This window comes from Micromonospora sp. HNM0581 (assembly GCF_012726175.1).
Taxonomy (GTDB): domain Bacteria; phylum Actinomycetota; class Actinomycetes; order Mycobacteriales; family Micromonosporaceae; genus Micromonospora.
This window is the reverse complement of the sequence record NZ_JAASAD010000002.1, coordinates 53,573-78,981: the sequence shown is the minus strand read 5'-3', so window position 1 is coordinate 78,981 and position 25,409 is coordinate 53,573. Positions and strand designations below refer to the sequence as shown.

23 protein-coding genes are annotated in these 25,409 nt (G+C 70.6%); 13 read left to right on the top strand and 10 right to left on the bottom strand.

Annotated elements, in window-relative coordinates; all coding sequences use genetic code 11:
* Positions 1-58 precede the first annotated feature (58 nt).
* From HCA58_RS03290 to HCA58_RS03275, 4 genes are all read left to right on the top strand, one after another.
* Positions 59-1,846 (top strand): HD domain-containing protein, encoded by a 1,788-nt coding sequence (locus tag HCA58_RS03290; RefSeq protein ID WP_169596254.1) that lies wholly within the window; start codon positions 59-61, stop codon positions 1,844-1,846.
* A gap of 73 nt (positions 1,847-1,919) precedes the next feature.
* Positions 1,920-2,462, top strand: coding sequence for an NUDIX domain-containing protein (locus HCA58_RS03285; RefSeq protein WP_169596253.1), 543 nt, complete (start codon positions 1,920-1,922; stop codon positions 2,460-2,462).
* Positions 2,459-3,346, top strand: coding sequence for a sugar phosphate nucleotidyltransferase (locus HCA58_RS03280; protein WP_169596252.1), 888 nt, complete (start codon positions 2,459-2,461; stop codon positions 3,344-3,346). Before HCA58_RS03285 ends, HCA58_RS03280 begins: the two co-directional genes overlap by 4 nt.
* A gap of 129 nt (positions 3,347-3,475) precedes the next feature.
* Complete coding sequence (locus HCA58_RS03275; protein ID WP_169596251.1) at positions 3,476-3,763, top strand: Lrp/AsnC ligand binding domain-containing protein; 288 nt, start codon at positions 3,476-3,478, stop codon at positions 3,761-3,763.
* Between the two features lie 47 nt (positions 3,764-3,810).
* Here the strand turns inward: HCA58_RS03275 and HCA58_RS03270 are convergent, their stop codons facing one another.
* From HCA58_RS03270 to HCA58_RS03250, 5 genes are all read right to left on the bottom strand, one after another.
* A complete protein-coding gene (locus HCA58_RS03270; protein WP_169596250.1) occupies positions 3,811-4,515 on the bottom strand; it encodes a DUF4142 domain-containing protein in 705 nt (234 codons plus the stop codon).
* 168 nt (positions 4,516-4,683) lie between these two features.
* Complete coding sequence (locus HCA58_RS03265) at positions 4,684-6,303, bottom strand: ubiquinol-cytochrome c reductase cytochrome b subunit (RefSeq protein ID WP_169596249.1); 1,620 nt, start codon at positions 6,301-6,303, stop codon at positions 4,684-4,686.
* Positions 6,300-7,385, bottom strand: a complete 1,086-nt coding sequence (locus HCA58_RS03260; protein ID WP_169596248.1) for a Rieske 2Fe-2S domain-containing protein — start codon at positions 7,383-7,385, stop codon at positions 6,300-6,302. Before HCA58_RS03260 ends, HCA58_RS03265 begins: the two co-directional genes overlap by 4 nt.
* 11 nt (positions 7,386-7,396) lie before the next feature.
* Positions 7,397-8,236: a cytochrome c gene (locus tag HCA58_RS03255; protein ID WP_169596247.1), complete on the bottom strand. Its 840-nt coding sequence runs from the start codon at positions 8,234-8,236 to the stop codon at positions 7,397-7,399.
* Positions 8,237-8,309: 73 nt separating this feature from the next.
* A complete protein-coding gene (locus tag HCA58_RS03250; protein WP_169596246.1) occupies positions 8,310-8,909 on the bottom strand; it encodes a heme-copper oxidase subunit III in 600 nt (199 codons plus the stop codon).
* 183 nt (positions 8,910-9,092) lie between these two features.
* Between HCA58_RS03250 and HCA58_RS03245 the strand changes: the two genes are divergently transcribed.
* The 3 genes from HCA58_RS03245 to trpD all read left to right on the top strand — a co-directional run bounded on the left by HCA58_RS03245 (position 9,093) and on the right by trpD (position 11,714).
* Entirely contained in the window at positions 9,093-10,010 is a 918-nt protein-coding gene (locus HCA58_RS03245) for a cytochrome c oxidase assembly protein (RefSeq protein ID WP_346775869.1), read from the top strand.
* Between the two features lie 178 nt (positions 10,011-10,188).
* Positions 10,189-10,584 (top strand): hypothetical protein, encoded by a 396-nt coding sequence (locus HCA58_RS03240; RefSeq protein ID WP_169596245.1) that lies wholly within the window; start codon positions 10,189-10,191, stop codon positions 10,582-10,584.
* Positions 10,585-10,667: 83 nt separating this feature from the next.
* Positions 10,668-11,714, top strand: coding sequence for an anthranilate phosphoribosyltransferase (gene trpD, locus HCA58_RS03235; RefSeq protein WP_169596244.1), 1,047 nt, complete (start codon positions 10,668-10,670; stop codon positions 11,712-11,714).
* Positions 11,715-11,810: 96 nt separating this feature from the next.
* On the opposite strand, the gene HCA58_RS03230 is transcribed toward trpD, so the two are convergent.
* Positions 11,811-12,239: a cytochrome c oxidase subunit 4 gene (locus HCA58_RS03230; protein ID WP_169596243.1), complete on the bottom strand. Its 429-nt coding sequence runs from the start codon at positions 12,237-12,239 to the stop codon at positions 11,811-11,813.
* Between the two features lie 10 nt (positions 12,240-12,249).
* Complete coding sequence (coxB, locus tag HCA58_RS03225) at positions 12,250-13,221, bottom strand: cytochrome c oxidase subunit II (RefSeq protein ID WP_169596242.1); 972 nt, start codon at positions 13,219-13,221, stop codon at positions 12,250-12,252.
* Between the two features lie 193 nt (positions 13,222-13,414).
* Here coxB and HCA58_RS03220 point away from each other — a divergent pair, with 193 nt between their 5' ends.
* Together HCA58_RS03220 and HCA58_RS03215 are read left to right on the top strand one after the other, a co-directional pair.
* Positions 13,415-14,566 (top strand): aminotransferase class V-fold PLP-dependent enzyme, encoded by a 1,152-nt coding sequence (locus tag HCA58_RS03220; protein WP_169596241.1) that lies wholly within the window; start codon positions 13,415-13,417, stop codon positions 14,564-14,566.
* Positions 14,563-14,787 (top strand): sulfurtransferase TusA family protein, encoded by a 225-nt coding sequence (locus HCA58_RS03215; protein ID WP_169596240.1) that lies wholly within the window; start codon positions 14,563-14,565, stop codon positions 14,785-14,787. The genes HCA58_RS03220 and HCA58_RS03215 overlap by 4 nt, the downstream gene beginning before the upstream one ends.
* A gap of 89 nt (positions 14,788-14,876) precedes the next feature.
* Here HCA58_RS03215 and HCA58_RS03210 read toward each other — a convergent pair whose 3' ends face one another.
* The 3 genes from HCA58_RS03210 to HCA58_RS03200 form a co-directional block, all read right to left on the bottom strand.
* The gene (locus HCA58_RS03210) at positions 14,877-15,854 is read right to left on the bottom strand and encodes a carbohydrate kinase family protein (protein WP_169596239.1); all 978 of its coding nucleotides are present in this window, start codon (positions 15,852-15,854) and stop codon (positions 14,877-14,879) included.
* A gap of 159 nt (positions 15,855-16,013) precedes the next feature.
* A complete protein-coding gene (gene erpA, locus HCA58_RS03205) occupies positions 16,014-16,382 on the bottom strand; it encodes an iron-sulfur cluster insertion protein ErpA (protein ID WP_013735179.1) in 369 nt (122 codons plus the stop codon).
* Between the two features lie 153 nt (positions 16,383-16,535).
* Positions 16,536-17,675: a glycerate kinase gene (locus HCA58_RS03200; protein WP_169596238.1), complete on the bottom strand. Its 1,140-nt coding sequence runs from the start codon at positions 17,673-17,675 to the stop codon at positions 16,536-16,538.
* A 67-nt stretch (positions 17,676-17,742) separates the two neighbouring features.
* On the opposite strand from HCA58_RS03200, the gene nadA reads away from it, so the two are divergent.
* The 4 genes from nadA to HCA58_RS23310 all read left to right on the top strand — a co-directional run bounded on the left by nadA (position 17,743) and on the right by HCA58_RS23310 (position 25,282).
* Entirely contained in the window at positions 17,743-18,918 is a 1,176-nt protein-coding gene (gene nadA, locus HCA58_RS03195; RefSeq protein ID WP_169596609.1) for a quinolinate synthase NadA, read from the top strand.
* A gap of 226 nt (positions 18,919-19,144) precedes the next feature.
* On the top strand, positions 19,145-20,500 hold the full coding sequence (gene murA, locus HCA58_RS03190; RefSeq protein ID WP_169596237.1) for a UDP-N-acetylglucosamine 1-carboxyvinyltransferase: 1,356 nt from the start codon (positions 19,145-19,147) through the stop codon (positions 20,498-20,500).
* A gap of 95 nt (positions 20,501-20,595) precedes the next feature.
* A complete protein-coding gene (locus HCA58_RS03185) occupies positions 20,596-21,201 on the top strand; it encodes a DUF3043 domain-containing protein (RefSeq protein ID WP_169596236.1) in 606 nt (201 codons plus the stop codon).
* A 421-nt stretch (positions 21,202-21,622) separates the two neighbouring features.
* On the top strand, positions 21,623-25,282 hold the full coding sequence (locus HCA58_RS23310) for a WG repeat-containing protein (RefSeq protein ID WP_240955466.1): 3,660 nt from the start codon (positions 21,623-21,625) through the stop codon (positions 25,280-25,282).
* The last annotated feature ends 127 nt before the right edge of the window (positions 25,283-25,409 follow it).

The following is a 25,409-nucleotide window of genomic DNA, read 5'->3' as shown; positions in this document are numbered from 1 at the left end:
CCTGCGCCCGCTTGCCGGAATACGGTGGTGGTGCAGCAGGCGTGAGGGGGTGTCCCAGGTGGACGTCAACGCCGGACACGGCGGCGCCCTGGGCGGTGCGCTCCCGACACAGTCCGGCGAGCTGCCCCTGACCAGACGGCTTCGTTCGCTGCTGACCTGGCCGACCGCCGAGACCGAACCGGTCGGCCAGCTGGTCCGCACCCACCGCACCATCCATACCGGTGCCGATCCGGCGGTGCTGCGACGCGCCTACACCATCGCCGACAACATGCACCGCGGCCAGTTCCGCAAGAGCGGGGAACCGTTCATCACCCACCCGTTGGCGGTCGCACAGATCTGCGCAGAACTCGGCATGGACACCACCACGCTGGTCGCGGCGCTGCTACACGACACGGTGGAGGACACCCGCTACACGTTGCAGGCCCTCGCCGAGGATTTCGACCACGAGGTCGCCCACCTGGTCGACGGGGTGACCAAGTTCGACAAGGCGTTCTACGGAAAAGCCGCCGAGGCGGAAACCATCCGCAAGATGATCATCGCGGCCGGCAAGGACGTCCGGGTACTCATCATCAAGCTCGCCGACCGGCTGCACAACATGCGCACCTTGGGCGTCCGCTCGGCCGCCTCACGCGAACGGATCGCCCGTAAGACCCAGGAGGTGCTGGTACCGCTCTGCGACCGGCTGGGTATCCAGACCTTGAAGCGGGAGTTGGACGACGTGGTGCTGCTGCACCTCGAACCGGACGAGCACGCCCGCATCGCGCGGCACGTGCACGACCGGCCCGGCTGGGACGGCTACCTCGCCGACGTGGTCTCGCGGGCCCGCGTGGCACTGCGGCGCAGCAGGGTCGACGCGGAGGTCGCCCCCAGGCCCCGGCACCTCTACTCGATCTGGAAGGACACGGTGGCCGGTGGCCACACGACCCCGTTCGATCTGCCCCGGATCACCATCGTGGTCGACGGCCCGGCCACCGACTGTTACGCGGCGCTCGGTGCGGTACACGGCCTGTGGCGGCCGGTGCCGGGCCGGTTCAAGGACTTCATCGCCTCGCCGAAGAACAACCTCTACCGCTCCCTGCACACAAGCGTCTGCGGGCCGAAGAACCGTACGGTCGAGGTGCTGATCCGCACGACGGAGATGCACCGCGCGGCTGAGTACGGAGTCGCCACCGACTTCCGTTTTCCCCGCTCCGGCACGGCCACCGCCCGCTCGGGGCAGCTCGACTGGCTGCGCCGGGTGCTGGACTGGGAACAGGATGCGGCCGACCCGGCCCAGTTTCTGCACTCGCTGCGCTGCGACCTGTCCGAGGCGCAGATCCAGGTTGTCGCCGACGGGCGACAGATCGTGCTGCCGGCCGGCGCCACCCCGGTCGACCTGGCCTACGAACTGGGTACCGACCGGGGCGACAGGTGCCTGGCGGCCCGGGTCAACGGTCGACTGGTACCGCTCTCCTCCGAACTTGAGGAGGGTGACGTGGTGGAGATCTTCACCGAGACCGACGAGGAGAGCAGCCTCGACGCCAAGATGGCCCCGCGTGGGCCACGCCGCGAATGGCTGGGTTTCGTCAAGTCGCCGCACGCGCAGATGCAGATCAACAGGTGGTTCGCCGAGCACAGCGAGCCGGGTATCTCGATCAGCGACAAGGTACGCCTGGGTCGCGCCACCATCGGGCTGGCACTGCGCCAGCACAACCGGGGGTTGGCCAGCGACCTGCCGCTGCTGCGGCTGTCGGAGGAACTCGGCTATCCGGATCTGGAAACTCTGCTGGTCGCGGTCTTCGACCGGGTCATCGAGCCAGACGCCGTGGTACGCCAACTCATCGACCTGGTCGACCACCGTCAGTGACCACCCTGGCCCGTGTGGTGCTCGGCGCGGTCCTCGTGGCGCGAGCGCACCTCACGGCAACTAGCCTGGAACCATGATCCCCCGTACCCGCCGCACCGGGCGCGCCGTCGCGTACCAGGTCTTCTACCGGCTGCCGCTGCCGGTCCGACGTCGGCTGGTCCGGATGGCCGTACCGAAGTACATCGTCGGCGCCGTCACCCTGCTTCGGGACAGCGAGACCACGGGCGCAGGACGGTTGCTGCTGCTGCGGCAGCCGCCGGGTCGGGGATGGACCCTGCCTGCGGGGTTGCTGCGACGTGGCGAGAACCCGGCGGTGGGAGCCGCTCGGGAACTGTACGAGGAGACCGGGGTCCAGCTCTCCCCCACCCGACTCACCCCGGCGGTACCCAACGCCATCGTGCACGCCAAAGGGTGGGTGGACGTGGTGTTCACCGCCGAGGTGCCGGCATCGAGCACCAGACTGGTCGTCGACGGCGCCGAGGTCTTCGAGGCCGCCTGGCACCCGCTCGACGACCTGCCGAAGCTGACCTGGCCGACCACCCGCCTACTGGCCTACTACGACATCGGTCCGCTGGCCGGGCAGTTCCCCCCACCGCTACCCGACACGACACCATGACCGGAGCCGAGGGCCCGCCGGTCAGCCACCGGCCCGTCACGCACCCAGGCCCGATCTGCGCGGTGGTGCTCGCCGCCGGTGCGGGCACCCGGCTGCGCCCACTCACCGAACGGGTACCCAAGGCGCTCTGCCCGGTGGGCAACGTGCCGCTGCTGGACAGGGCACTCACCCGGCTAGCCGGTCTCGGTCTCAGCGGCCCGGCGGCGATCGCGGTGAACGCCTGTTATCTGGGCGATCAGGTGGTGCGTCGGGTGGGGGCGCGGGCGCACCTTTCGGTGGAGCCGGGCACACCGCTCGGCACTGCGGGCGGGGTGGGACGGCTACGGGACTGGATCGACGGCCGTGGTGTGCTCGTCGGCAACGCCGACGCCTACCTGTCCGACCCGACGGCCCCGCCCGGCCCCGACATCGCCGCGCTGCTGGCCGGTTGGGACGGCGACTCGGTGCGCCTGCTCGGCCAGCCGGCAACCGACCCGACCGCGGCGGGCACCTTCGACGGTCACGTCTTCACCGGTTTCTCCCTGCTGCCGTGGCGGCTGGTACGTGACCTGCCCGCCACCTTCGGTGACCTGGTACGCGCGGTATGGCGTCCGGCCGAAGCCGCCGGCCGGCTGACCGTTGTCGGTTACCGGGGCACCTTCATCGACACGGGCACCCCCGGTGACTACCTCGCCGCGAACCTGCACGCCGCGGGTGAAAGCTGTCTCATCGATCCGACCGCCACCGTAACCGGCTCCTGCCGACGTTCGGTCGTGGGCGCGGGCGCCACCGTCGCGGGGGCGGTCAACCGCAGCGTGATCTGGCCGGACGCTCTCGTCGGCGCCGACGAGGAGCTACGCGACGTGATTCGCGTCGGCGCCGGCCTGACCGTCTCGACGAGGTGATCCTGCGGCGGGACCACCCCGTGTGGCGTCCGGACAGGTTCACCGGGTCGCGCCGGTCCCGACGACGACCGCCGAGGCTCTCGGACACCGCACTAGCATGAGCGGCGACGCCGACGAACGGAGAATCCCGTGATCACCGCGATCGTGCTGATCGACTGCGCCACCGACTCGATACCCGAGGTGGCCGAGGCACTTGCGAACCTGTCGGGGGTGAGCGAGGTCTATTCGGTGGCCGGGCACGTCGACCTGATCGCCATGGTCCGCGTCCGCGAGTTCGACGAGATCGCCGGGATCATCGCAGGCAGCATCTCCAAGGTGCCGGGTGTGCTGAACACCGAGTCCCACATCGCCTTCCGCGCGTATTCCCGGCACGACCTGGAGGACGCCTTCGCCATCGGGCTGGGCAGCGCCGACTGAGCCGGCCCACCCTGGCGGGGTGGACCGGCCCGGTGCGTACCGCCCGGTCAGCTCTGCTGCGGAACCGGGGTCTCGGTGACGGTGCCACCCGGAACCGGCGCCTCGGTGACGGTGCCACCCGGAACCGGCGCCTCCTCGGTGAAGGTCTCACCAGGGGTCGGCGTGGTGCCGCCCGGAGCCGGAACGGTGCCACCCGGGCTGGCCGTGCCGCTCGGGCTGGTCTCCGGGACCGGGATGCCGAGTTCCTCGGCCAACATCACCAGGGCGTCGTAGTGCGCCTGCAGGACCGGCAGCGCGGTCTGCGCCAACTCGACCACCTGCGGCTCGGTGCCCTGCGAGATCTCCGTCTGGGTGGCCTGGATGGCCTGGACGTGTCCAGCCAGACTCTGGGTCACCCAGAGCCTGTCGAACTCCTCACCGCTGGCGTTGTTCAGCTGGTCGAGAGCGTCCTGCTGGTCGGTGGTGGGTTCGGTCGGCAGCTCGACGTTCAGCTGCCCGGCCAGGTCCTGCACCGACTGGTCCAGCTCGGTGTGGTCCGTGACGAACTGCTGCCCCAGCTCCTTGACCTGCTGGTTCTGGCCCTTCTCCTGGGCCAGCTCACCGGCGGCGATCTCGTACATGTTGACCTGGTGGACCGCCTGCAGGTACTGGGTGTCCTGTTCCGACGGCTGCGCCGCCTGCGCCGCGGCGGCGGGCGCGACGCCCACCAGCACCAGCGCGGCCAGCAGGCCGAGGCGTTTGATACCCAACATGCTTCCTCCCCGTTGAGACGTTGGACCGCACGGATACCCGGCTGACCGGGGTTATTCCTGCGATCCGGCGTGGACGGGAAGCGGTGACAGCGTCCGCACGACGAAACGGGCGTGGCGCCCGCCGGGGCAGGTCCGGCGGGCGCCACGTCACGTTGTTGCTGACGAATCTCAGGGACGGGTCTCCCCGCTGGTGACCTCTTCCCGTTCCGGGCGCGGCTCGACCGGAGGGTGCCCCGGCGAGACCGGAGCCTCGACCGGCCTCTCGATCGGGTAGAAGAAGCCCCGGATGGCCGGCCCGAGCGCACCGAGTCGGTTCATCTTCTTCGGTACCACCCAACCGGCGTAATCCAGCTCGCCGTGTCCGTTGCCCGCGCTGAGGGGCTGGTGCACCTCGACGAACCGCCCGTCCGGCAGCCGCCGGATGATGCCGGTCTCCACACCGTGGGCGAGCACCTCCCGGTCGTGCTGCTGCAGGCCGAGGCAGATCCGGTAGGTGACGTAGTACGCGAGCGGTGGCAGGAGCAACAGACCGATCCGACCGGCCCAGGTCATCGCGTTCAGGCTGATCTGGAACTTGTCGGCGATGACGTCGTTCGCACCCGACAGGGTCAGGATCACGTAGAACGTGACGGCCATGACGCCGAGGCCGGTGCGGAACGGCACGTCACGGGGACGCTGGAGCAGGTTGTGGCTGCGGTAGTCCTTCAGGTGGCGGGCCTCCATGAAGGGATAGAACAGGGATATCGCCACCAGGATGCCGGGGAGCACCACCGTCGGCCAGAACAACGGCGGGATCACGTATCCCTCGCCGATGGGTATCGTGATCTCCCAGTCGGGCATCAACCGGGTCGAGCCGTCGAGGAACATGACGTACCAGTCGGGCTGGCTGGCGGCCGAGACCACCCACGCCTCGTACGGGCCGAACAGCCAGACCGGGTTGATCTGGAACAGGCCGCCCATCAACGCGATCACACCGAAGACGACCATGAAGAAGCCGCCCTGCTTGATCGCGTAGCGGGGGAACATCCGCTCGCCGACCACGTTGCCGTTCGTCCGGCCCGGCCCCGGCCACTGGGTGTGCTTCTGCGTGAACACCAGCCCGAGGTGCACGCTGATCAGCGCGATCAGCAGCCCCGGGATGAGCAGCACGTGGGCGATGAAGAACCGACTGATGATGATCGTGCCGGGGAACTCACCATTGAACACCGCCGCGGTCACCCAGGAGCCGATCACCGGAATGGACAGCATGATCGCCGAGGCGATCCGCAGGCCGGTGCCGGACAGGCCGTCGTCCGGCAGCGAGTAGCCGGTGAAGCCGGCCAGGAAGCCAACCCAGAACAGCAACGAGCCGATGATCCAGTTGGTCTCGCGCGGCTTACGGAACGCACCGGTGAAGAAGACCCGCAGCATGTGCACCACGATCGCGGCCATGAACAGCAGCGCCGCCCAGTGGTGCATCTGACGCATGATCAGGCCACCACGGACATCGAAGGAGATGTCGAGGGTGGAGGCGTACGCGGCCGACATCGGCGTACCCCGCAGCGGGGCGTAGCTGCCGTTGTAGATGACCTCGGTCATCGCCGGCTCGTAGAAGAAGGTCAGGAAGACACCGGTCAGCAGCAGGACGACGAACGAGAAGAGCGCGATCTCGCCGAGCAGGAAGGACCAGTGGTCCGGGAAGACCTTGTTGAGCAGTCGGCGCAGCGGAGTGGCCACACCGAAGCGGTCGTCGACCGCCCGTGCGGCGTTGCCGGGCACCGCTGCCACGTCGAACTTTCGCCGCTTCACGGCCGCTCCCAGAAGTCGGGCCCGACAGCTTCGGTGTAGTCGGACTTCGCCACGAAGTAACCCTCAGCATCCACCTCGATGGGCAGCTGAGGCAACCTCCGGCTGGCCGGACCGAAGATCGGCTTGGCATTGTCGGTGATCAGGAACTGTGACTGGTGGCACGGGCAGAGCAGCCGGTTGGTCTGCTGCTCGTACAGGCTCGCCGGGCAACCGGCGTGCGTGCACACTTTCGAGTACGCCGCGTAGTTGCCCCACATGTAACCGTCGTGGCCCGCGCGCTCGTTGTTGCGCCGCGACTCCACGGCGTCCTCCTCGCGCAGGTGGATCAGCAGCGTGGGCGAGTCGGCGTACTGGTTGCTCACCCCGTGCTCGACGCCCGGGAAGACGGTGATCTGGCCACCGGCGCTGATGTCGGCCGGACGGATCGGCCGGCCGTCCTCGCGGACCAGCCGGATCTTCTGGCCGTCCCGGGGGGTGAACCCCGTGGTCATCAGCTGGTTGTCCTTGTGCGGGTCGGAGATCAGGCCGCCGACGAGGGGGGCTGCGGCGACCGCGGCGACCGGCGCGAGACCGGCGAGCAGCGACACACCGAGCAGCGGCCGACGCTTGACCCCCAGCTCGTCGGCCATATACGCCATGGTCTCGCTGGTGAGCCGCTGATCCTCGGAGGATGGGGCACCCACGTGCCGATCCTGGATCGACACCTCCTTGGGCAGTAGCTTCTTGCCCCAGGTGAGGATGCCGAACCCGACCGCGAGCAGAGCCACGCCGAGGGTCACGCCGAGCAGCGGAGTGTAGAGCTTGTCACCGCCGCGTCCCGGCTCGTACTCCCAGGGCCACCAGATGTAGACCGCCAGGAAGGCGGTCGCCGCCAAACCGGTCAGCAGGAAGAATCCCGCCACCGTGCGGACCAGCCGCCGTTCGGCCTTGGTGCCCGGGGCCACCTGCGGCTCGTAGTGGACGATCTCGATGTCGTCCCGGCGGGCGCCTTCGCGGACGATGTCGAACCGGCTCAGTCGGGGGTCGTTCACGTCGAGCGGTTCCCCGCCCGGCAGGGTCGGCTGCCCGGTGTGGCTGCTCATGGTCCCCCCGCTCACGACTTACCCGCGATCCACAGGCTGGCGAAGACCAGCGCGACGATACCGACGAGGAAGATCGCCACTCCCTCGGTGGAGGGTCCGTACCGGCCCAGGTTGAACAGGCCGCCCGGGTCGCCGTCGTCCTTCAGCGTCTGCTGGATGTAGGCGATGATGTCCGCCTTCTGCTCCGGCGTGATCTGGTTGTCGCCGAAGACCGGCATGTTCTGCGGGCCGCTGAGCATCGCCGCGTAGATCTGCCGGTCGGTGGCCGGCCGCAGGCTCGGCGCGTACTTGCCGGAGGAGAGGGCACCGCCGCCGCCGCTGAACGCGTGGCACTGCGAGCAGTTGATCCGGTAGAGCTCGCCGCCGATCGCGACGTTACCGTCGGCGTGCAGGTTGTCGCCGGCCGGCACGACCGGGCCACCGCCGAGTTCCTGGACGTACGCCGCGAGCTGGTCGATCTCGTCGCGGGTGAACACCACCGGCTTGCGCGCCGCCTGGGCCTCCTGCCGGGCCATCGGCATCCGGCCGGAGCCGACCTGGAACTCCACGGAGGCTGCACCGACGCCGATGAGGCTCGGCCCGCGCCCCTCGACTCCCTGCGCGTTGCGACCGTGACAGCTCACACAGCTCACGTCGAACAGCGCCTTGCCGTCGGCGGCAGCGCTACTCAGCGGCGGGTTCTCCTGGGCGGCGGCGCCGGGGGCGAGGACGGTGTAGGCGCCGCCGGCAAGCATCAGCGCGGCGACCAGTCGGACCGCAGCACCCAGCCGGCGGCGGCCCCTGCCGGGCGCCCCGGGCCGCCCGCGCAGCCGCGCGAGCAGACCGCGTCGGCGGTCGTTGTCAGAAGTCATGACCTGTGTCCTTAACCGGTTGGACCTTGTGTTGCGGGGGGTGGAGCAGCGGCAAGGCGCGCGGCGCGCATGATCACTGAAGCCAGTAGATCATGCCGTAGAGCGCGATCCACACGACGTCGACGAAGTGCCAGTAGTACGACACCACGATCGCGGCGGTGGCCTGCGCCGGAGTGAACCGGCCCATGGTGGAGCGGATCATGAAGATCACGAAGGCGATCAGGCCACCGGTTACGTGCAAACCATGGAAGCCGGTGGTCAGGTAGAACATCGACCCGTAGCCGTCGCTGTTGATCTTTACTCCGTGATGCACCAGCTCGCGGTACTCGTTGAGCTGGCCCAGCACGAAGACCAGACCCATCACGAAGGTGATGGTGAACCAGCGCCGCAGCGCGTGGACGTCACCCTTCTCGGCGGCGAACACGCCGAGCTGGCAGGTGACCGAGGACAGCAGCAGGATCACCGTGAAAGTGGTCGCGTACGGCACGTTGAGAACCGGGGTGTGCTCCGCCCACTGCTCCGGCGCCGCCGCCCGGATGGAAAAGTACATCGCGAAGAGCGCCGCGAAGAACATGAGCTCGCTGGAGAGCCAGACGATCGTCCCGACGCTGACCATGTTGGGACGCGTCAGCGAGTGGATCCGGCTCTTGTCAATGGCTGGGGCCGCAGTCACGCGGTCATTATTGCCGTTCACCACGGCCGGCGATCAGCGGGGGGTGAATCCCGAGCCAGGCGTGGCCCGATCGGTACCGTCCGGTTCGCCTGACCTAGGCTGATTGGTGTGCTGCACGTCGATTCGATCTCCCCAGCCGGGCCGCCGCTGACCCCGGCCGCGACCAGCTCGGCCACGACCGGAGTGACGGCCGGCGACGGGGTGCTGGCAGCCGAGGCCGCGGCGCCGCCGTTCTCCATCACCGCAGTGTTCACCGAGGCCCGGCTGGACAGCTGGCTCGCCGTCGGCCTGGTCCTCGCCGCCGGCCTGTACCTCTACGGAGTACACCGGCTCCGGTTGCGCGGCGACCGATGGCCGATCACCCGGACGATCTTCTTCCTCGGCCCCGGTCTCGGTGGTATCGCCTCGGTCACCGTCAGCGGACTGGAGACGTACGACACGATGCTGCTGTCGGTGCACATGGTCCAGCACATGGTGCTGTCCATGATCTCGCCGATCTTCCTGGCGCTGGGTGCACCGATGACCCTCGCCCTACGCACCCTGCCGACCAGTCCGCGCAAGCGGCTGCTCGCGGTGGTGCACAGCCGGATCGCCCGGGTCTACACCTTCCCACTCGTGGCGTTCGCCATCTTCGTGGTGAACCCGTTCGCGCTCTACTTCACCGACCTGTACCGCCACACCCTGGAACACGCCTGGGCACACGAGCTGGTGCACGCGCACTTCATCATGACCGGCTGTGTCTTCTTCTGGCCGATGCTCGGCCTGGATCCGCTGCCGGGACGCTGGCCGTACCCCGGGCGGGCGCTGCTGATGCTGCTGTCGGTGCCGTTCCACACCGTGCTCGGGCTGACCGTCATGCAGAGCACCACCCTCTTCGGCGGCGACTGGTACCCGTCGCTCGGGCTGAGCTGGGCCGACCCGTGGGAGGACCAGGTTCTCGCCGGTGGGATCCTGTGGGCCGGCGGCGAATTCGTAAGCGTGACGATGCTCGCGGTCCTGGTCGTGCAGTGGATGCGCCAAGCCGAACGGGAGGCGCGTCGGATCGACCGTGAGCTGGACCGCCAGGAGGCCCGCCAGCGGGCAGCGGAAGCCACGACCTGAGGCCGCCCCGGCACCCGGGACGCCGGGGCGGCGTGTCACGCGCACCACACAGACCGGTACGATCGGCCACGCAAAGCAGGAAGTAGGAGCCGTCGGAAGCCACCATCGAGCGCCGCGAGCCGACCAGGCCCGGCGCGGTGGCGCCGCAGGGCGGCACGAGACGAACCGGAGTGTCGGCATGAGCGACCGTCTGTGCACCGTGCTGCTCTACAGCGACGACCAGCAGGTACGGGACCGGATGCGACTCGCCGTCGGCACCCGACCCTCCACCGACCTGCGGATCGAGTTCGTCGAAGCGTCCACCTACGCCGAGTGCATCCGACTGGTCGACGACTACGAGATCGATCTGATGCTGCTCGACGGTGAGGCCACCCCCGGCGGCGGCATCGGTATCGCCCGGCAGATCAAGGACGACCGCGAAGACGCCCCGCCCACCTGCCTGGTGATCGCCCGCGCCGCCGACCGCTGGCTGGCCTCCTTCGCCGAGGTCGACGCCACCCTCGTCCACCCGCTCGACCCGGTCACCACCGCCGCCACGGTGACCGAGCTGCTGCGCGCGAGCGCACCCGCCTGACGTCCACTCCGGCACCGCCACGGCGCCGGGCGAGCCGGCGCCGGTCCCGCCCCACCCGCAACCGTCTGCTCGGGAGGCCCACCATGGGCGATCGGACCTGGCCGCATCTGCTCGCCGCGCTACTGCGCGGCGAGGAACTCTCCGCCACCGACACCGCCTGGGCGATGGGCGAAATCATGTCCGGGTCGGCCGCGCCGGCCCAGATCGCCGGCTTCGCCATCGCACTGCGGGCCAAGGGCGAAACCCCGACCGAGGTGGCCGGGCTGGTCGAGGCGATGCTGAGCCGGGCCGTTCCGGTCGAACTGCCCGAGCAGGTACGCGCCGAGGCGCTCGACGTGGTCGGCACCGGTGGTGACCTCGCACACACGGTCAACATCTCCACGATGACGGCGCTGGTCGTGGCCGGGGCCGGCGTTCGGGTGGTCAAGCACGGCAACCGGGCCGCCTCGTCGTCGTGCGGAACGGCCGATCTGTTGGAGTTTCTCGGCATTCCCCTGGACCTCGGGCCCGACCAGGTGGCCCGCTGTGTGGTCGAGGCCGGAATCGGTTTCTGCTTCGCTGCCCGGTTCCACCCCGGCATGCGCCATGCCGGTCCGGTCCGCCGCGAGCTGGGGGTGCCGACCGCGTTCAACTTCCTCGGCCCGCTCACGAATCCGGGCCGTCCCCGCTCGGGCGCGGTCGGCTGCTTCGACGCGACGATGGCTCCGGTGATGGCGTCCGTCTTCGCGGCCCGAGGCGACTCGGTGCTGGTGATGCGGGGTGAGGACGGGCTTGACGAGTTCACCACCGCCGCCGCGACCCGGTTCTGGATCGCCCAGAACGGCGTCGTCCGGGAAACCGTCGTGGACGCGGTCGACCTCGGCGTACCCCGGGCCACTCTCGCCGAGCTACGCGGGGGCGACGCGGCCCACAACGCCGACGTGGCCCGGCGTCTGCTCGCGGGCGAGCCGGGACCGGTGCGCGACGCCGTACTGGTCAACGCCGCTGCTGCCCTGGCCACCCAGGGACCTCTGGACGGCGACCTGACCGAGACGCTCCGCGCCGGCCTGGCCCGGGCCGCCGAGTCGATCGACTCAGGCCGGGCCGCCCACACCCTCGACCGCTGGATCGAGGTCACCCGCGCCGTGTGACCTCGCCGGCTGTACCGCGGGCAGGTCATACCGGCCCGCCCACCCGACGACGACGGGCCCGCCCCGGTGGGGCGGGCCCGTCGCACGTTGCGTGGCTCAGTGCTCGGCGGTGCGCCGGGTGCCGCTGTAGTACTCGAAGAGCAGGCCGCAGGCGGCGAGGACCACAGCCACCGCGCCGAGGCCGAGCAGCCAGAACTGCCAGAACACCAGGCCCAGACCGGTGATCGCGGCAGCCAGGGCCAGCCCGAACGGCCAGTAGCTGCCCGGGCTGAAGAAGCCGATCTCGCCCGCACCGTCAGCGATCTCGGCATCCGGACGGTCCTCCGGACGCAGGTCGATGCGACGGGAGACGAACCAGAAGAAGCCACCGCACATGGCGCAGAGCAAGAACGACAGCAGTAGGGCCACGGTGCCGATCCACTCGACCCGACCGTCCGAGTCGGCCCACGTCCAGCCGCCGTAGAGGAACGTCGCGAAGAGCAGGAACCCGGCGATGATCAGGAAGATACGCCACTCGGTCTTCATGCCGGTTGCCTCAGCTTCCCGTGCCGGCCGGAGCGGTGTCCGGGTTGAAGTTGCTCTCGGTACGCCGCGTCTCGAACGGCTCGGTGGTGACCGCGTACGGCTCCTCGCCGATCGAGGTCAACGCCTCCTGGGTCGAGGCGCCGTCCTGCTTGGCGGCGAGGAAACGGTCGAAATTCTCCGGCGAGACGACCCGCAGCTCGAAATTCATGAAGGCGTGGTAGCTGCCGCACAGTTCGGCACAGCGCCCCACGTAGGCCCCCTCGGTCTCCAGCGAGGAGACCTCGAAGACGTTACGGATGCTGCCCGGCATGACGTCCCGCTTGAACAGCATCTCCGGCACCCAGAACGAGTGGATGACGTCGCGGCTGGTCTCCTCGAACCGGATGGACCGGCCGGTCGGCAGTACCAGGACCGGGATGACCTCGCTGGTGCCGAGCACCGAGGCGGTGGTCCCGGCGTCGACGCCCTGGCCGTCACGGTAGTTGAACTGCCAGTTCCACTTGAAGGCCACGACCTCGACCGTGACGTCGGGGTTGTTCGTGGTCTTCACCACGTCGGTCTGCACCACGGCGGTGTAGTAGAACAGCACCGACACGATGAGCACCGGCGCGATGGTGTAGAGGAACTCCATCGGCAGGTTGTAGCGGGTCTGTGCCGGCAGCTCGTTGCCGCGCTTGCGGTAGCGCACCACGCACCAGAAGATCAGGCCCCAGACGAAGATGCCGACCGCGAGCGCCGCGACACACGAGGCGATCCACAGGTCGTACATCCGTCGGGCCTCGGGGGTGATGCCGCCCTGCGGCCAGCCGAAGCCCCCGAAAGCTGCTCCGACGTCACAGCCCGTGAGTAGGACCAGCAGCGCCGCCCCACTGAATCCGAGCCCGGCGAGACGCCCGGCACGCCGCCCTCGCCGCCCACCGGCCCGCGAGGATGCGCTGTGCCGTACGGCCGTCGGCCGTACCTCCGAACTCTCTGCGACCACCTGGTCCTGCCTCCCTAGCGCGCCGCGGTGTCCTCGTTTCGGTCGGCTCCGTGGAGCGGAGCCGCCGCACCAGCGGCAAAGGCGTCACCGACGGTCGCAGATTACTCGACCATGACCGGCTGGACCCGGTTGGGGTCGTCGTCCGCACCCGACAGGGGGTCGGGTGCGGACCGGGGCGATAGCGTGGGCAGACGTGACTGCCTCCCCCGTCTACCTGGACGCGGCCACCGCCGCGCCGCTGCATCCGGTCGCCCGGCAGGCGCTGCTGGCCGCGCTCGACGATGGCTGGGCCGACCCCGACCGGCTCTACTCACCGGCGCGGCGTGCGCGCCGGTTGCTCGACGCGGCACGCGAGGCCACGGCGGAGACCCTCGGCGTACGCCCCGACGAGCTCTCCTTCACCTCCAGTGGCACCAGTGCCGCGCACACCGCTGTGCTCGGTGGTCTGCGTGGTCGCCGACGAGCCGGCGACGTCCTGGTGCACTCGGCGATCGAACACTCGGCCGTGCTGTACGCCGCCCAGCAGCACGTGACCGGCGGCGGCAGGGCCGTCGAGGTGCCGGTCGACCGCCTCGGCCGGCTGGACCTGGACCGGTGGTCGACGGCGGTCTCCGGCGCCGGGGTGGCATCAGCCACGCTCATCGCGGCCAGTCACGAGGTGGGCACCGTGCAGCCGGTCGAGGCCGCCGCCGCGGCCTGTACACGCGTCGGCGTGCCGCTCTACGTCGACGCCGCGCAGGTGGTGGGCCGGATGCCGGTACCGCCGGGTTGGTCGGTGCTGACCGCCAGTGCCCGCAAGTGGGGTGGCCCGGCTGGCGTGGGACTGCTCGTGGTCCGCAAGGGCACCCGCTGGGAGTCACCCTGGCCGACCGACGAACGTGAGTCAGGGCGTACGCCGGGCACACTCAACCTGCCGGCGGTGGTGGCGGCGGCAGCCAGCCTGCGCGCGACGGCGACCGACGCGGTGGCCCAGGCGACGCGGCTGTCTTCGCTCGTGGACCGGATCCGGGCGCGGGTGTCGGCCGAGGTGCCGGACGTGGAGGTGGTCGGCGATCCCGTGCACCGGCTACCGCATCTGGTCACCTTCTCCTGCCTGTACGTCGACGGGGAGGCACTGCTGCACGCGCTCGACCGGCGGGGTTTCGCCGTGTCGTCGGGTTCGTCGTGCACGTCGGCGACCCTTCGTCCGTCCCATGTGCTGGAAGCGATGGGTGTGCTCTCGCACGGCAACGTCCGCGTCTCGCTGCACACCGGCAGCACCGAGGCCGAGGTGGAACGTTTCCTCACCGAGCTGCCCGGCATCGTCGCCGAACTGCGGGAGCAGGCGGGGGTGGTGGGGCTGTGAGCGCCCCCGACGCCGTACTCGACTGCCTCGGCCAGCGCTGCCCACTGCCGGTGATCGCTCTGGCGCGCCGCCTGCCGGAGCTGCCGGTGGGCGCGGTGCTCCGGGTACTCGCCGACGATCCGGCTGCCGCGGTGGACGTCCCCGCCTGGTGCCGGATGCGCCAGCAGGAGTTCCTGGGCGACGCACCCGGCCCCGGGTACGACGTGCGCCGCACGCACTGACGCACGGGCCCCGCCGACACCCGTCACGGTCTGCTTGTCGGGCGCGAGCGCCGGGGCGGCGGGTCAGCCGGCGCAGCGGGACGAACCGGTCAGGCGAGCAGGTGCGGGCGCACCTCGTCGGCGGCCTCGTCGCCGTAGGACTCGGCGAGGCGCTTGACGAAGGCGTCCCACCGCACCTGGTATTCCTGGGTGCCGACGGTCTCCAGCACCAGCGTGGCCAGCAGGGAGCCGACCTGGGCGGCCCGTTCCAACCCGACGCCCCAGGACAGCGCGGTGAAGAAGCCGGCCCGGAAGCCGTCGCCGACACCGGTCGGGTCGACCGCCCGGGTCTCCCGCGCGATCGGCACGTGGATAGTCTCGATGTCCCGCCCGGCGATCTCCACCCCGTGCTTGCCCAGCGTGGTGACCCGGATCTTCACCCGGTCGAGCAACTGGTCGTCGGAGAGACCGGCCTTGGTCTGCAGCAGCGACTTCTCGTAGTCGTTGGTCATCAGGTAGTCGGCGCCGTCGATCAGCGCCACCACGTCCTCGCCGGGCATCCGGGCGAGCTGCTGGGACGGATCGGCGGCGAACGGGTAGCCACGCTCGCGGCACTCGGTGGAGTGTCGCAGCATCGCCTCCGGATCGTTGGCGCCGACAAGGACCAGGTCCAGCCCGCCGAGGCGCTCGGCGACCGGGTGCAGCTCGATGTTGCGGGCCTCGCTCATCGCCCCCGCGTAGAACGAGGCGATCTGGCACATGTCGGTGTCGGTGGTGCAGACGAAGCGGGCGGTGTGGGCGATTTCGCTGACGTGCACCGAGTCGCAGTCCACGCTGTGCCGCTCCAGCCAGGAACGGTAGTCGGCGAAGTCGGCACCGACCGCACCGAGCAGCACCGGCCGGAGGCCAAGTTGACCCATGCCGAACGCGATGTTCGCCGCCACGCCGCCCCGGCGCAGCACCAGATCGTCCACCAGGAAGGAGAGTGAGACCTTGTGCAGTTGGTCGGCGATGAACTGGTCGGCGAACCGCCCCGGGAAGCTCATCAGGTGGTCGGTGGCGATCGAGCCGGTCACGGCGATCTTCATGGCAACCCTCGGGATCGGCAGCAGAGCCCGATCAGCCTACCGGCACCACCACCGATGGGCGACCACTCGTCTCGACCTCTTGGGCGGCGGCCGGGACACGCGAACGCGCACGGCGGCACGGCCGCAGGGGCCGTGCCGCCGTGCGCCGACGAACCGGACTCAGCTGAAGGAGTCTCCGCAGGCGCAGGAGTTGCCCGCGTTGGGGTTGTCGATGGTGAAGCCCTGAGCGTCGATCCGGTCGGCGAAGTCGATGGTGGCGCCGGCCAGGTAGGGCGCGCTCATCCGGTCGACGACGACCTCGACGCCGTCGTAGTCCGTCACGACGTCACCGTCGAGCGAACGCTCGTCGAAGAAGAGCTGGTACCGCAGGCCGGAGCAGCCGCCCGGCTGCACGGCGACCCGGAGCCGCAGGTCGTCGCGGCCCTCCTGCTCGATCAGGGCCTTGACCTTCTGCGCCGCGACGTCGGTGAGGACGACGGACGTGGGGGCCTTGGCCTCGGTCGACTCGGTCTGCGCTGGCGTGGTCACGTGGAATTCTCCCTGCGGCGCGTCGGTGTGGTCCTCACCTGGCCAACGTCAGCCGCCGGTCAGCGATTCCCACAGTGGTCCAGTTCTCGATTGTAGGCCGCCGGTGGCTTCGCCACCCGGGCGGCGTGACCAGGCACTCGATGGGCACCCTGGTCAGCGGCTCCACTGCCGGGCAAGCCGCGCGCCCAGCTCACGCAGCCCCTGGGCCGGCCGATCCAACGCGGCGGCCAACCCGCCGTGCTCCTCACCACCGAAGTGCTCCACCAGGCTGTACGAGTCGGTCACCCCGACCGACGCCGCTTCCCGCCGACCGGCGCTTACCTGCCCGGCGAGCACCACGCATGGTACGCCCCGGTCACGTGCGGCCCCGGCCACTCCGGCGACCACCTTTCCGCGCAGCGACTGGTGGTCGAACCGGCCTTCCCCGGTGACCACCAGATCGACCTCGTCGAGCACGGTGTCCAGTCCGACGGCCCGGCTGACCAGCCCGATGCCGGATTCACACCGCCCGCCCAGGGCGAGCAGCGCGGCACCTACCCCACCGGCGGCGCCACCACCGGGCAGCGTTCCCAGCCCGCTGGGACAACCGGGCAGGTCACGCTCCAGCACCTCGGCCCAGCGCCCGAGGGCGGCGTCGAGCAGCAGGACGTCGGTCCGATCGGCACCCTTCTGCGGGCCGAAGACGTTACTCGCGCCGTGCAGTCCGAGCAGGGGGTTGTCGACGTCGGTGGCGGCGATCAGCCGGGCGTCGCGCAACCGGGGCGTTCCGTCGAGTTTCGCCGCCGCGGCCAGCGCCGCACCGCCGTACGGCAGGGCCGCGCCGGTGCCGTCCAGCACCACCGCACCCAGGGCGGCGAGCATGCCCGCGCCACCGTCGTTCGTCGCCGAGCCGCCGAGCCCGACCACCACCGTGCCAGCGCCGGCCTCGACGGCGGCACCGATCAGCAGACCCAGACCGTACGACGTTGCCGCCCGGGGGTCACGCTCGGTGGTGGCGAGCAGGTCGAGCCCACATGCCTGTGCGCTCTCCAGCCAGGCGACCGCGCCATCGTCGGTGAGCAGCATCTCACCGACGACGGGGCGGCCCAACGGATCGGTCGTCGGCACCGGTACCCGCTGGCCGGGCAGCGCCTCGGCGAGCACGTCGAGGAAGCCCGGCCCCCCGTCGGCCAGCGGCCTGACCAGCAGGTCGTCGTCGGGTGCCACCTCTCGCCAACCCTCGGCCACCGCCGCGGCCACCTGCGAGGCCGGCAGCGTACCGGCGAACTTGTCCGGGCAGAGCAGTACGCGCATGACTGGCAGTGTGGCAGCCCACACCGGCACGGGCGGCATGGCGGTCTTGCTGTGGGAGCATGGTGTCGTGACGTCGACCTGGGTTGAGCCCTCCAACACCGCCACTGCGCTGCTGCTTCTCGGCCGCGGCAGCGACCCCGCCACCGAACGTGGTGTGGAGTGCCCGGGCGATCTGCCGGCGCCGAGCGACCCTGACCTGGTGGCCCGCGCGACGGCGGCCAAGGCCGCTCTCGGCGACCGGGTTTTCGTGCTGGGGCACCACTACCAACGCGACGAGGTGATCCAGTTCGCCGACGTGACCGGTGACTCGTTCAAGCTGGCGCGGGAGGCCGCAGCCCGGCCGCAGGCCGAATTCATCGTCTTCTGCGGCGTGCACTTCATGGCCGAGAGCGCGGACATCCTCACCTCCGACGCCCAGCAGGTCGTGCTCCCCGACCTGGCCGCCGGCTGCTCGATGGCCGACATGGCCGCGTTGCCCCAGGTCGAGAACGCCTGGGACGTGCTCACCGGGTCGGGTCTGGCGGAGCGCACCGTCCCGGTCACCTACATGAACTCCTCGGCCGACATCAAAGGCTTCGTCGGGCGCAACGGCGGTGTGGTCTGCACCTCGTCGAACGCGAGACGGGCCCTGGAGTGGGCGTACCAGCAGGGCGAGAAGGTGCTCTTCCTGCCCGATCAGCACCTGGGCCGTAACACCGCGGTGTTGGAGATGGGCTTCTCCCTCGACGACTGCGTCCTGTACGACCCGCACAAGCCCCACGGCGGCCTCACCGCAGAGCAGCTGCGCGAGGCGAAGATGATCCTTTGGCGCGGGCACTGCTCGGTGCACGGTCGGTTCACCCTCGACAGCGTCACCGATGTCCGCGAGCGGGTGCCGGGAGTGAACGTGCTGGTGCACCCGGAGTGCCGGCACGAGGTGGTACGGGCCGCCGACCTGGTCGGGTCGACGGAGTACATCATCAGGACCATCGAGGCCGCTCCGGCCGGTTCCGCGTGGGCCGTCGGCACCGAGCTGAACCTGGTCCGCCGGCTCGCGTTGGCCCACCCCGACAAGCGGATCGTGTTTTTGGATCGGGCGGTCTGCTACTGCTCGACGATGAACCGGATCGATCTGCCGCACCTGGTCTGGGCGCTGGAGGAACTGGTCGCCTCTCGGGTGGTCAACCGGATCACGGTCGACGCCGACACCGCGCACCACGCCCGGGTAGCGCTCGACCAGATGCTCGCGCTACCCGGAGCCTGACCTCGATCGGTCTTCACGCTCAGTGACACACGACGCACGCAAAAGTGCCGGATCACCGATATATGCCCTCGGGACGACGTGACCGGATCCATTCTCATCACAGAGGGCTATGCTGCCGGGCGACGACACACGCGGGTGCGGGCGTTTGCGCGCGACCGCGGCCCGGGTAGCGAACCGGTGGTGTCCCATCCATCGGAACGGCAGCACGCACGCGCTGGAGGTTGCGTTGACCGACGACGTCCTGGTCGTACACGGAGGCACTCCGCTGCAAGGGCGGATCCGCGTGCGCGGCGCGAAGAACCTGGTTTCGAAGGCGATGGTCGCCGCACTGCTCGGCGACGGCCCGAGCCGGCTGTTCGACGTGCCGAAGATCCGCGACGTCGAGGTCGTTCGGGGTCTGCTCGGCCTGCACGGTGTGAAGGTCACCGACGGCGACGAGGACGGCGAGCTGGTCTTCGACCCGGCGAACGTGGAGAGCGCCAGTACCGATCAGATCAACGTGCACGCCGGTTCCAGCCGGATCCCGATCCTGTTCTGCGGACCTCTGCTGCACCGCCTCGGGCACGCCTTCATTCCGGATCTTGGCGGCTGCCACATCGGCCCGCGACCGATCGACTTCCACCTGCAGGCGCTGCGGGAGTTCGGTGCGACCGTCGACAAGACTCCCGAGGGGCTGCACCTGTCCGCGCCGAACGGACTGCACGGTACGAAGTTCGCGCTGCCCTACCCGAGTGTGGGCGCTACCGAGCAGGTGCTGCTGACCGCGGTGATGGCCGAGGGCGTCACCGAACTGCGCAACGCGGCCGTGGAGCCGGAGATCGTCGACCTGATCTGTGTCCTGCAGAAGATGGGCGCGATCATCAAGGTGCACACCGACCGGGTGATCGAGATTCAGGGCGTACCGAGGTTGCACGGTTACACCCACCGGCCGATCCCGGACCGGATCGAGGCGGCGAGCTGGGCCGCGGCGGCGCTGGCCACCCGTGGCCACGTCGAGGTGCTCGGCGCCGAGCAGGCCGACATGATGACCTTCCTCAACGTTTTCCGCTCGGTCGGCGGCGAGTACGAGGTGACCGACACCCGGCCTCCTCGGTTGGGCCGGCCGGGGCAGGAGGGCGGCATCCGCTTCTGGCACCCGGGCGGTGAACTGCAGGCCACCGCGCTGGAGACCGACGTGCATCCGGGCTTCATGACCGACTGGCAGCAACCCCTGGTGGTGGCCCTGACCCAGGCCCGCGGGCTGTCCATCGTCCACGAGACGGTCTACGAGCAGCGCCTCGGCTACACCGAGGCACTGAACTCGATGGGCGCGAACATCCAGGTCTACCGGGACTGCCTGGGCGGCACCCCGTGCCGCTTCGGTCGGCGCAACTTCAAGCATTCCGCAGTGATCGCCGGTCCGAGCAAGCTACACGCCGCCGACCTGGTCATTCCCGATCTGCGGGCGGGCTTCAGCCACCTGATCGCCGCGCTGGCCGCCGAAGGCACCTCCCGGGTCTACGGCGTCGACCTGATCAACCGGGGTTACGAGGACTTCGAGGCCAAGCTCGCCGATCTGGGCGCGCACGTGGAACGACCGTAGTCGACCGGGCCGCTGACGCCGGTGCTGTCGCCTCTGTCGCGCGCCCACCGCACCGCGATGTGCACCGGGCGCGCGACGTTGGCTACCCTTGCCGCGTGCCGTCGCTGTTTCGCCGCAAGTCCGCCGACCTCGCCGATCCCGCCACCGAGCCGCTGAACCCGGCGCAGGAGGAGACGGCTGACACCGCGCGGTCCCGTGCCTACACCCCGGCGAAGGGGCGGGAGACGCCGAAGCGTCCCGTCACCGGTCGGCGCCCCGCCGGGTCGACGAAGCCGCTGAGCAAGGATGAGGCGAAGGCGCTGCGCCGGGAGCGTCGCGCCGAGGCGGCAGCGGAGTTCCGGCGTGAGGGTGGTCCGCGCGACCGGGGTCCGGAGCGGCTGTTGGCCCGCAACGTGGTCGACTCCCGGCGTACTGTCGGCACCTGGTTCTTCGGTGGTGCCCTGGTGGTGCTGATCGGCTCGAACCAGGCGATGCCGCCGGTGATCCGATTGGTTTCCAACCTGCTCTGGGGCGCGCTGGCGCTGGGCGTGGTGGTCGACTCGGTGCTCATCTCACGCAGGATCAAGAAGCTGGTCCGCGAGCGGTTCCCGAAGTCGACCCAGCGGATGGGGTCGCTGTACCTCTACGCGATCATGCGCGCGATCACCTTCCGCAAGTTGCGTACGCCGGAGCCACGGGTCGCCATCGGCGACCAGGTCTGACCGCTACCGGACACACTCCGGGCAGGGCGGCGGACCGTGTGTCTGGCGTGCCTAGAAGACCGATACCGGCATAGACACAAATGTCCGGATCAATAGGGTAACGTTTGGGTTGATGAGGGTGCCGCAGTGGCGGTGACCAAGCCCGCGCCGCTACCCTCCATGCGCAGCCATCCGGTGCCCGGACAAGCAGCTTCGCCGGCTTCCGGGGTGCCCAGCGCGACCATTTCCGACGAGGTGACATCGCCGTGAGCGAGCGGACGCGAGCCGACCACCGGGGCGCGACCGTGAGCGGGCGGGCTTCAGCCCTGGCGTACGACACGGGGCGCAGCGGACCGTCTGTACGTCGCGGGCTCGTCGCCGTGCCGCGAGCAGTCCACGTCGCCGCCCGGCGGCGTGGCGGCCGTAGCGACAGGTCCGACGGATGAGTCGCGGCTACGCCGACCGGTGGCACGATCCCGCCGAGCCGTCCTGGGTCGTCGAGCCGACGGGTGAATGGCAGCCGCAGTTCCCTGGCCAACGATATCCGGGTGACATCGGCGTCGAGCACCAGCCACCGCCGGCACGGGGTCGTGCGAGCGCTGTCGGCCGCGCCGAGGTGCCGCCGCTCGCGCCGACCCGCCCCGACGGCACGTACACCGGACGATCCTGGAACGACGAACCGGACGGCCGACCCGGCCGGCACGAAACCCCCGACCGTCGGCCCGCCGAGGGCCCGAACGGCTCGCATCCGTACGACCGGTCGGTGCCGTCCGGTCTCCGGATGGAGCGGACACGTCCCGAGGGGCAGCGTGCGCCGTACGGTGGTCCTGCCCGGGGGCGCGACGGGGTCGTCTGGTCGGAGTTCGGCCCGCAGAACGGTGTACCTGTACGCCGGGACCCACGCGACCCGGATCGTCACGTGGACCGCAGGGACCAGCGCGAACCCGACCGGTACGCCCGACCCGACCCGGAGCGGTACACCCGCCGGCAGCCGCCCGAACGGCGTGATCCGGACCACCGCGACAACCGGTATCCGCGACCGGGACCGCAGCGTCGGGGCCAGCGCGAACCCGAGCCGTACGCGGACCGGCCCCGCCGCCGCGACGAGCCGACCGGTCGGGACGAGCACCGGCGCGGGGTACCGGTTTCCCCAGCCGCCCGTCCGGTGTCCGGCTGGGTCCCGGAGGCGGACGAGCAGATGCGGCGGCCCGCTCCCCCGCAGCACTCGGGGGACGGTGTCGACCGCCGAACACCCGAGGACGCCGCACCTCGTCCCCGCTACCAATGGAGTCACCACCCCGGGCAGCCCGCCGGCGCCGATGAGCTGGTCGTGAGCGGCCACCACAGCGACTTCGTCGTCGGCGGTGGGGACCCGGACGCCGCGCCTTACCCGGACGGCTACGTCGACGACGAACCGACCCGTACCGCGCCCGACGGGTGGATCCGCCCCGACCGGAAGCGGCGGCAGGCCCGCCCGGAGCCCCCGCCGGACCAGCAGCCGCCCGGCACGGCGTCCCACGGCGACCTGCCCTGGCCGGCGCCTGGACCGCTGCGCCCCAGCAGCGGCCGAGACCATCGCGAGTACCAGCGGCCAGTCCCGCCGGAGCAGGGAACTGGCCGGCAGCACAGGGCTCCCGATGGTTCCGGCCCCGATCGGTTTGTCGACCGGTCGGCCGCTGTGCTGCCCGACCCCGACCGGCCCGTCTCCGGAACACCCGACCAGGACCCGCGCCGCCGTCATCTGTCGGTGGTGCCGGATCACCCCGTCTCACCCGCGGCCGGCCGGGCCCGCCCCGTCTCCCCCGCCCCGCAGCGCCTTGAGCCGGAGGGTGGCTATCCGCAGCCGGGTGGTGCACCCGCCGTCGCCGACCGGGCACCGGCCGGCGACGCGGTCCGACCGGCGCCGCTGCACCAGCACGAGGTACGTCCCGCGCCGTTGCACGAACACCAGGTCCGTCCGGCGCCACTGCACGATCAGCCGGTCGTCACCTCGGCACCACCGGCACCGGTGTCATCGCCGGCCGCTGGACCGCCCGTCGCCCCGCCCGTCTCCGCACCACCCGGCCACCACCCGGTCTCCGCGCCCCCCAGTCACCTCCCCGTCTCCGCACCACCCCACCAGCGACCCGTCTCCGCGCCGTCGGGGCAGTTGTCCAGGGCCGTCGCCGACCCGGCTGCGTTCAGGCCACCGGTGCTCCGTACCGACCGGAGCGGCGGCGGCTCCGAGGTGCCGACGCCACCAGCGGTCCACCAGCCCGCCCGTCACGTTCCGCCGGCACCCGAGCCGCCCACACCGACCCGACCAGCCTCCGATGGTCCGCAGGGCTGGTTCGGGCCCGCCACCGACCCGCCCGCCAAGGCCACGCCCCCGGCGTCGGCACCCCCGATGTCGGCACCCCCGATGTCGGCACCGTCGGATCTGGTACCGCCGGCCCACACCCCCACCGACGAACCCGACCTCGACCCACCGGCCTCCGCCGTACCGATGTCGGCACCCCCGACCTCCGCCGTACCGATGTCGGCACCACCGGCCTCCGCCGTACCGATGTCGGCACCACCGGCCCACCTGCCGCCGGCGGAGCCGTCCTCCGACGACCGGGCTCTGGTCGGCAACGGCACCGGACCCGGCGACACCGACGATCGTCCAGACCACGCCGTGTCCGGTGGGCTCGGCGACGGAGAGTCAGCGGACGAGGGGATCGGACCGGACCCCTCGGTCGCCGGCTCCACGGACTCCGACGTGCCGGCCGACAACGGGCAGGGGCCCGAGGACACAGACGACGGCGAGCCAGCACCAGAACCACCGGCCGACCCCGAACAGGTGTTGGCCCACTTCCGCTGGCGCCTCGACCCAGTGACGCTGCGAGAGGTCGTGGACGATCCGGAGGAACTACGGGAAATCCGGGAGCGGCTCACCGACAAACTCGCCTCGGCCCTGGACAACCGGTCCCGCGCCCGGCTGTTGAGCCTACGTGCGGTGGCCTCCCGGGTGCTCGACGACCTGGACGACGCGCTGGCCGACGGCCGGATGGCGCTGACCTACGCCGAGGCGACCGGCGAGTTGCGCCGGACCGCGCTCGCCCAGGCCCGGCTGGCCCACCTACTGCGCTGGCGCGGCGAGTTCGCCGAGGCCGACCGGTTGTTCGCGGAGGCCAACTCGATCGAGCTACCCGACCGGCTCCGTGCCGCCCTGCACGAGCACTCCGCTCGCTGCTGCTACGACCAGGGTCGACTCATCGAGGCCTGCCACCATTTCGAGCGCGCTCTGGACCTACGTGGCGAGCAGGACGCCGAACTGCTCGACCGGGTCCGCATCGGCCTCGACGCGGTCGCCGCCCGCGCCGAACAGAGCGGCTTCGGGCCGTACCCGCGCAGTTGGGACGAGGTGTTGGAGCGGGACCGGGCTCCGGTGCCGGCCCGCGACGGCGGCCAGGACCTGTGGGGCTACGCCGACGCCGAGGGCGAGATGCTGGTGCCCGCCCGGTACGCGGAGGCACAGCCGTTCCGGGACGGTCTGGCCTGGGTACGCGAGCCGCAGACGGACCGGTGGTCGTTGATCAATCTGGCTGGTGAGACGGTACTCGAACCGGCCTACCTGGCGGCACGACCGTTCTCCGACGGTCTCGCCTGGGTGGTACGCGACGACAGTGGCTGGCACGCCGTCGACGCCACCGGTGCGGTGGCCGTGCCGCCGGGATTCGCCGACGTGCGGCCCTTCCACAAAGGCGTGGCGGTGGTACGTCGGGAGGGCTGGGGTGCGGTCGACCGCACCGGTCGGATCGTGGTTCCGACCCGTTACCACGGTTTCCACACCACCCTGTCCGACGGCCACCAGGTCGACGGTTTCACCGAAGAGGGACTGGCCGTGGTGGATCTGGCCGGCCGCAAGGGTGTGGTGGACCGTAGCGGGCAGGTGGTCGTCGCACCGGCGCACCCGGCGTTGCTGATCCACCCGGTCGCCTTCCTGGCCACCAACAGCGCCGGGAACTGGGGTGCGCTGGACCGTCGGGGCGGGTCGCTCATCGACCCGATGTTCCACCACCCGGACGCTGTCGTCGCCGAGATCGACGGACTACTGGCCGACGCCAACCCGGTGCTCTGAGGCGGCGACCGGCGCGGGCCATCGCCATCGCCATCGCACCGAGGGTGGCGGTGGGCCGGCACCGTCGGCGGCGACCCGGCCCGGTCCGCACGGCCTGCCGACGCTGGCTGATGACCCGCCCACCTGC

What these genes read in the sequence shown, in the direction of transcription:
- HCA58_RS03270 (WP_169596250.1), bottom strand. Translation starts at nt 4,515, where the DNA reads ATGTTGGGTATCAAACGCCTCGGCCTGCTGGCCGCGCTGGTGCTGGTG.
- HCA58_RS03230 (WP_169596243.1), bottom strand. Translation starts at nt 12,239, where the DNA reads ATGAAGACCGAGTGGCGTATCTTCCTGATCATCGCCGGGTTCCTGCTC.
- HCA58_RS23310 (WP_240955466.1), top strand. Translation starts at nt 21,623, where the DNA reads ATGAGTCGCGGCTACGCCGACCGGTGGCACGATCCCGCCGAGCCGTCC.
- HCA58_RS03240 (WP_169596245.1), top strand. Translation starts at nt 10,189, where the DNA reads ATGAGCGACCGTCTGTGCACCGTGCTGCTCTACAGCGACGACCAGCAG.
- HCA58_RS03200 (WP_169596238.1), bottom strand. Translation starts at nt 17,675, where the DNA reads ATGCGCGTACTGCTCTGCCCGGACAAGTTCGCCGGTACGCTGCCGGCC.
- HCA58_RS03280 (WP_169596252.1), top strand. Translation starts at nt 2,459, where the DNA reads ATGACCGGAGCCGAGGGCCCGCCGGTCAGCCACCGGCCCGTCACGCAC.
- HCA58_RS03255 (WP_169596247.1), bottom strand. Translation starts at nt 8,236, where the DNA reads ATGACTTCTGACAACGACCGCCGACGCGGTCTGCTCGCGCGGCTGCGC.
- HCA58_RS03260 (WP_169596248.1), bottom strand. Translation starts at nt 7,385, where the DNA reads ATGAGCAGCCACACCGGGCAGCCGACCCTGCCGGGCGGGGAACCGCTC.
- HCA58_RS03285 (WP_169596253.1), top strand. Translation starts at nt 1,920, where the DNA reads ATGATCCCCCGTACCCGCCGCACCGGGCGCGCCGTCGCGTACCAGGTC.
- HCA58_RS03210 (WP_169596239.1), bottom strand. Translation starts at nt 15,854, where the DNA reads ATGAAGATCGCCGTGACCGGCTCGATCGCCACCGACCACCTGATGAGC.
- trpD (WP_169596244.1), top strand. Translation starts at nt 10,668, where the DNA reads ATGGGCGATCGGACCTGGCCGCATCTGCTCGCCGCGCTACTGCGCGGC.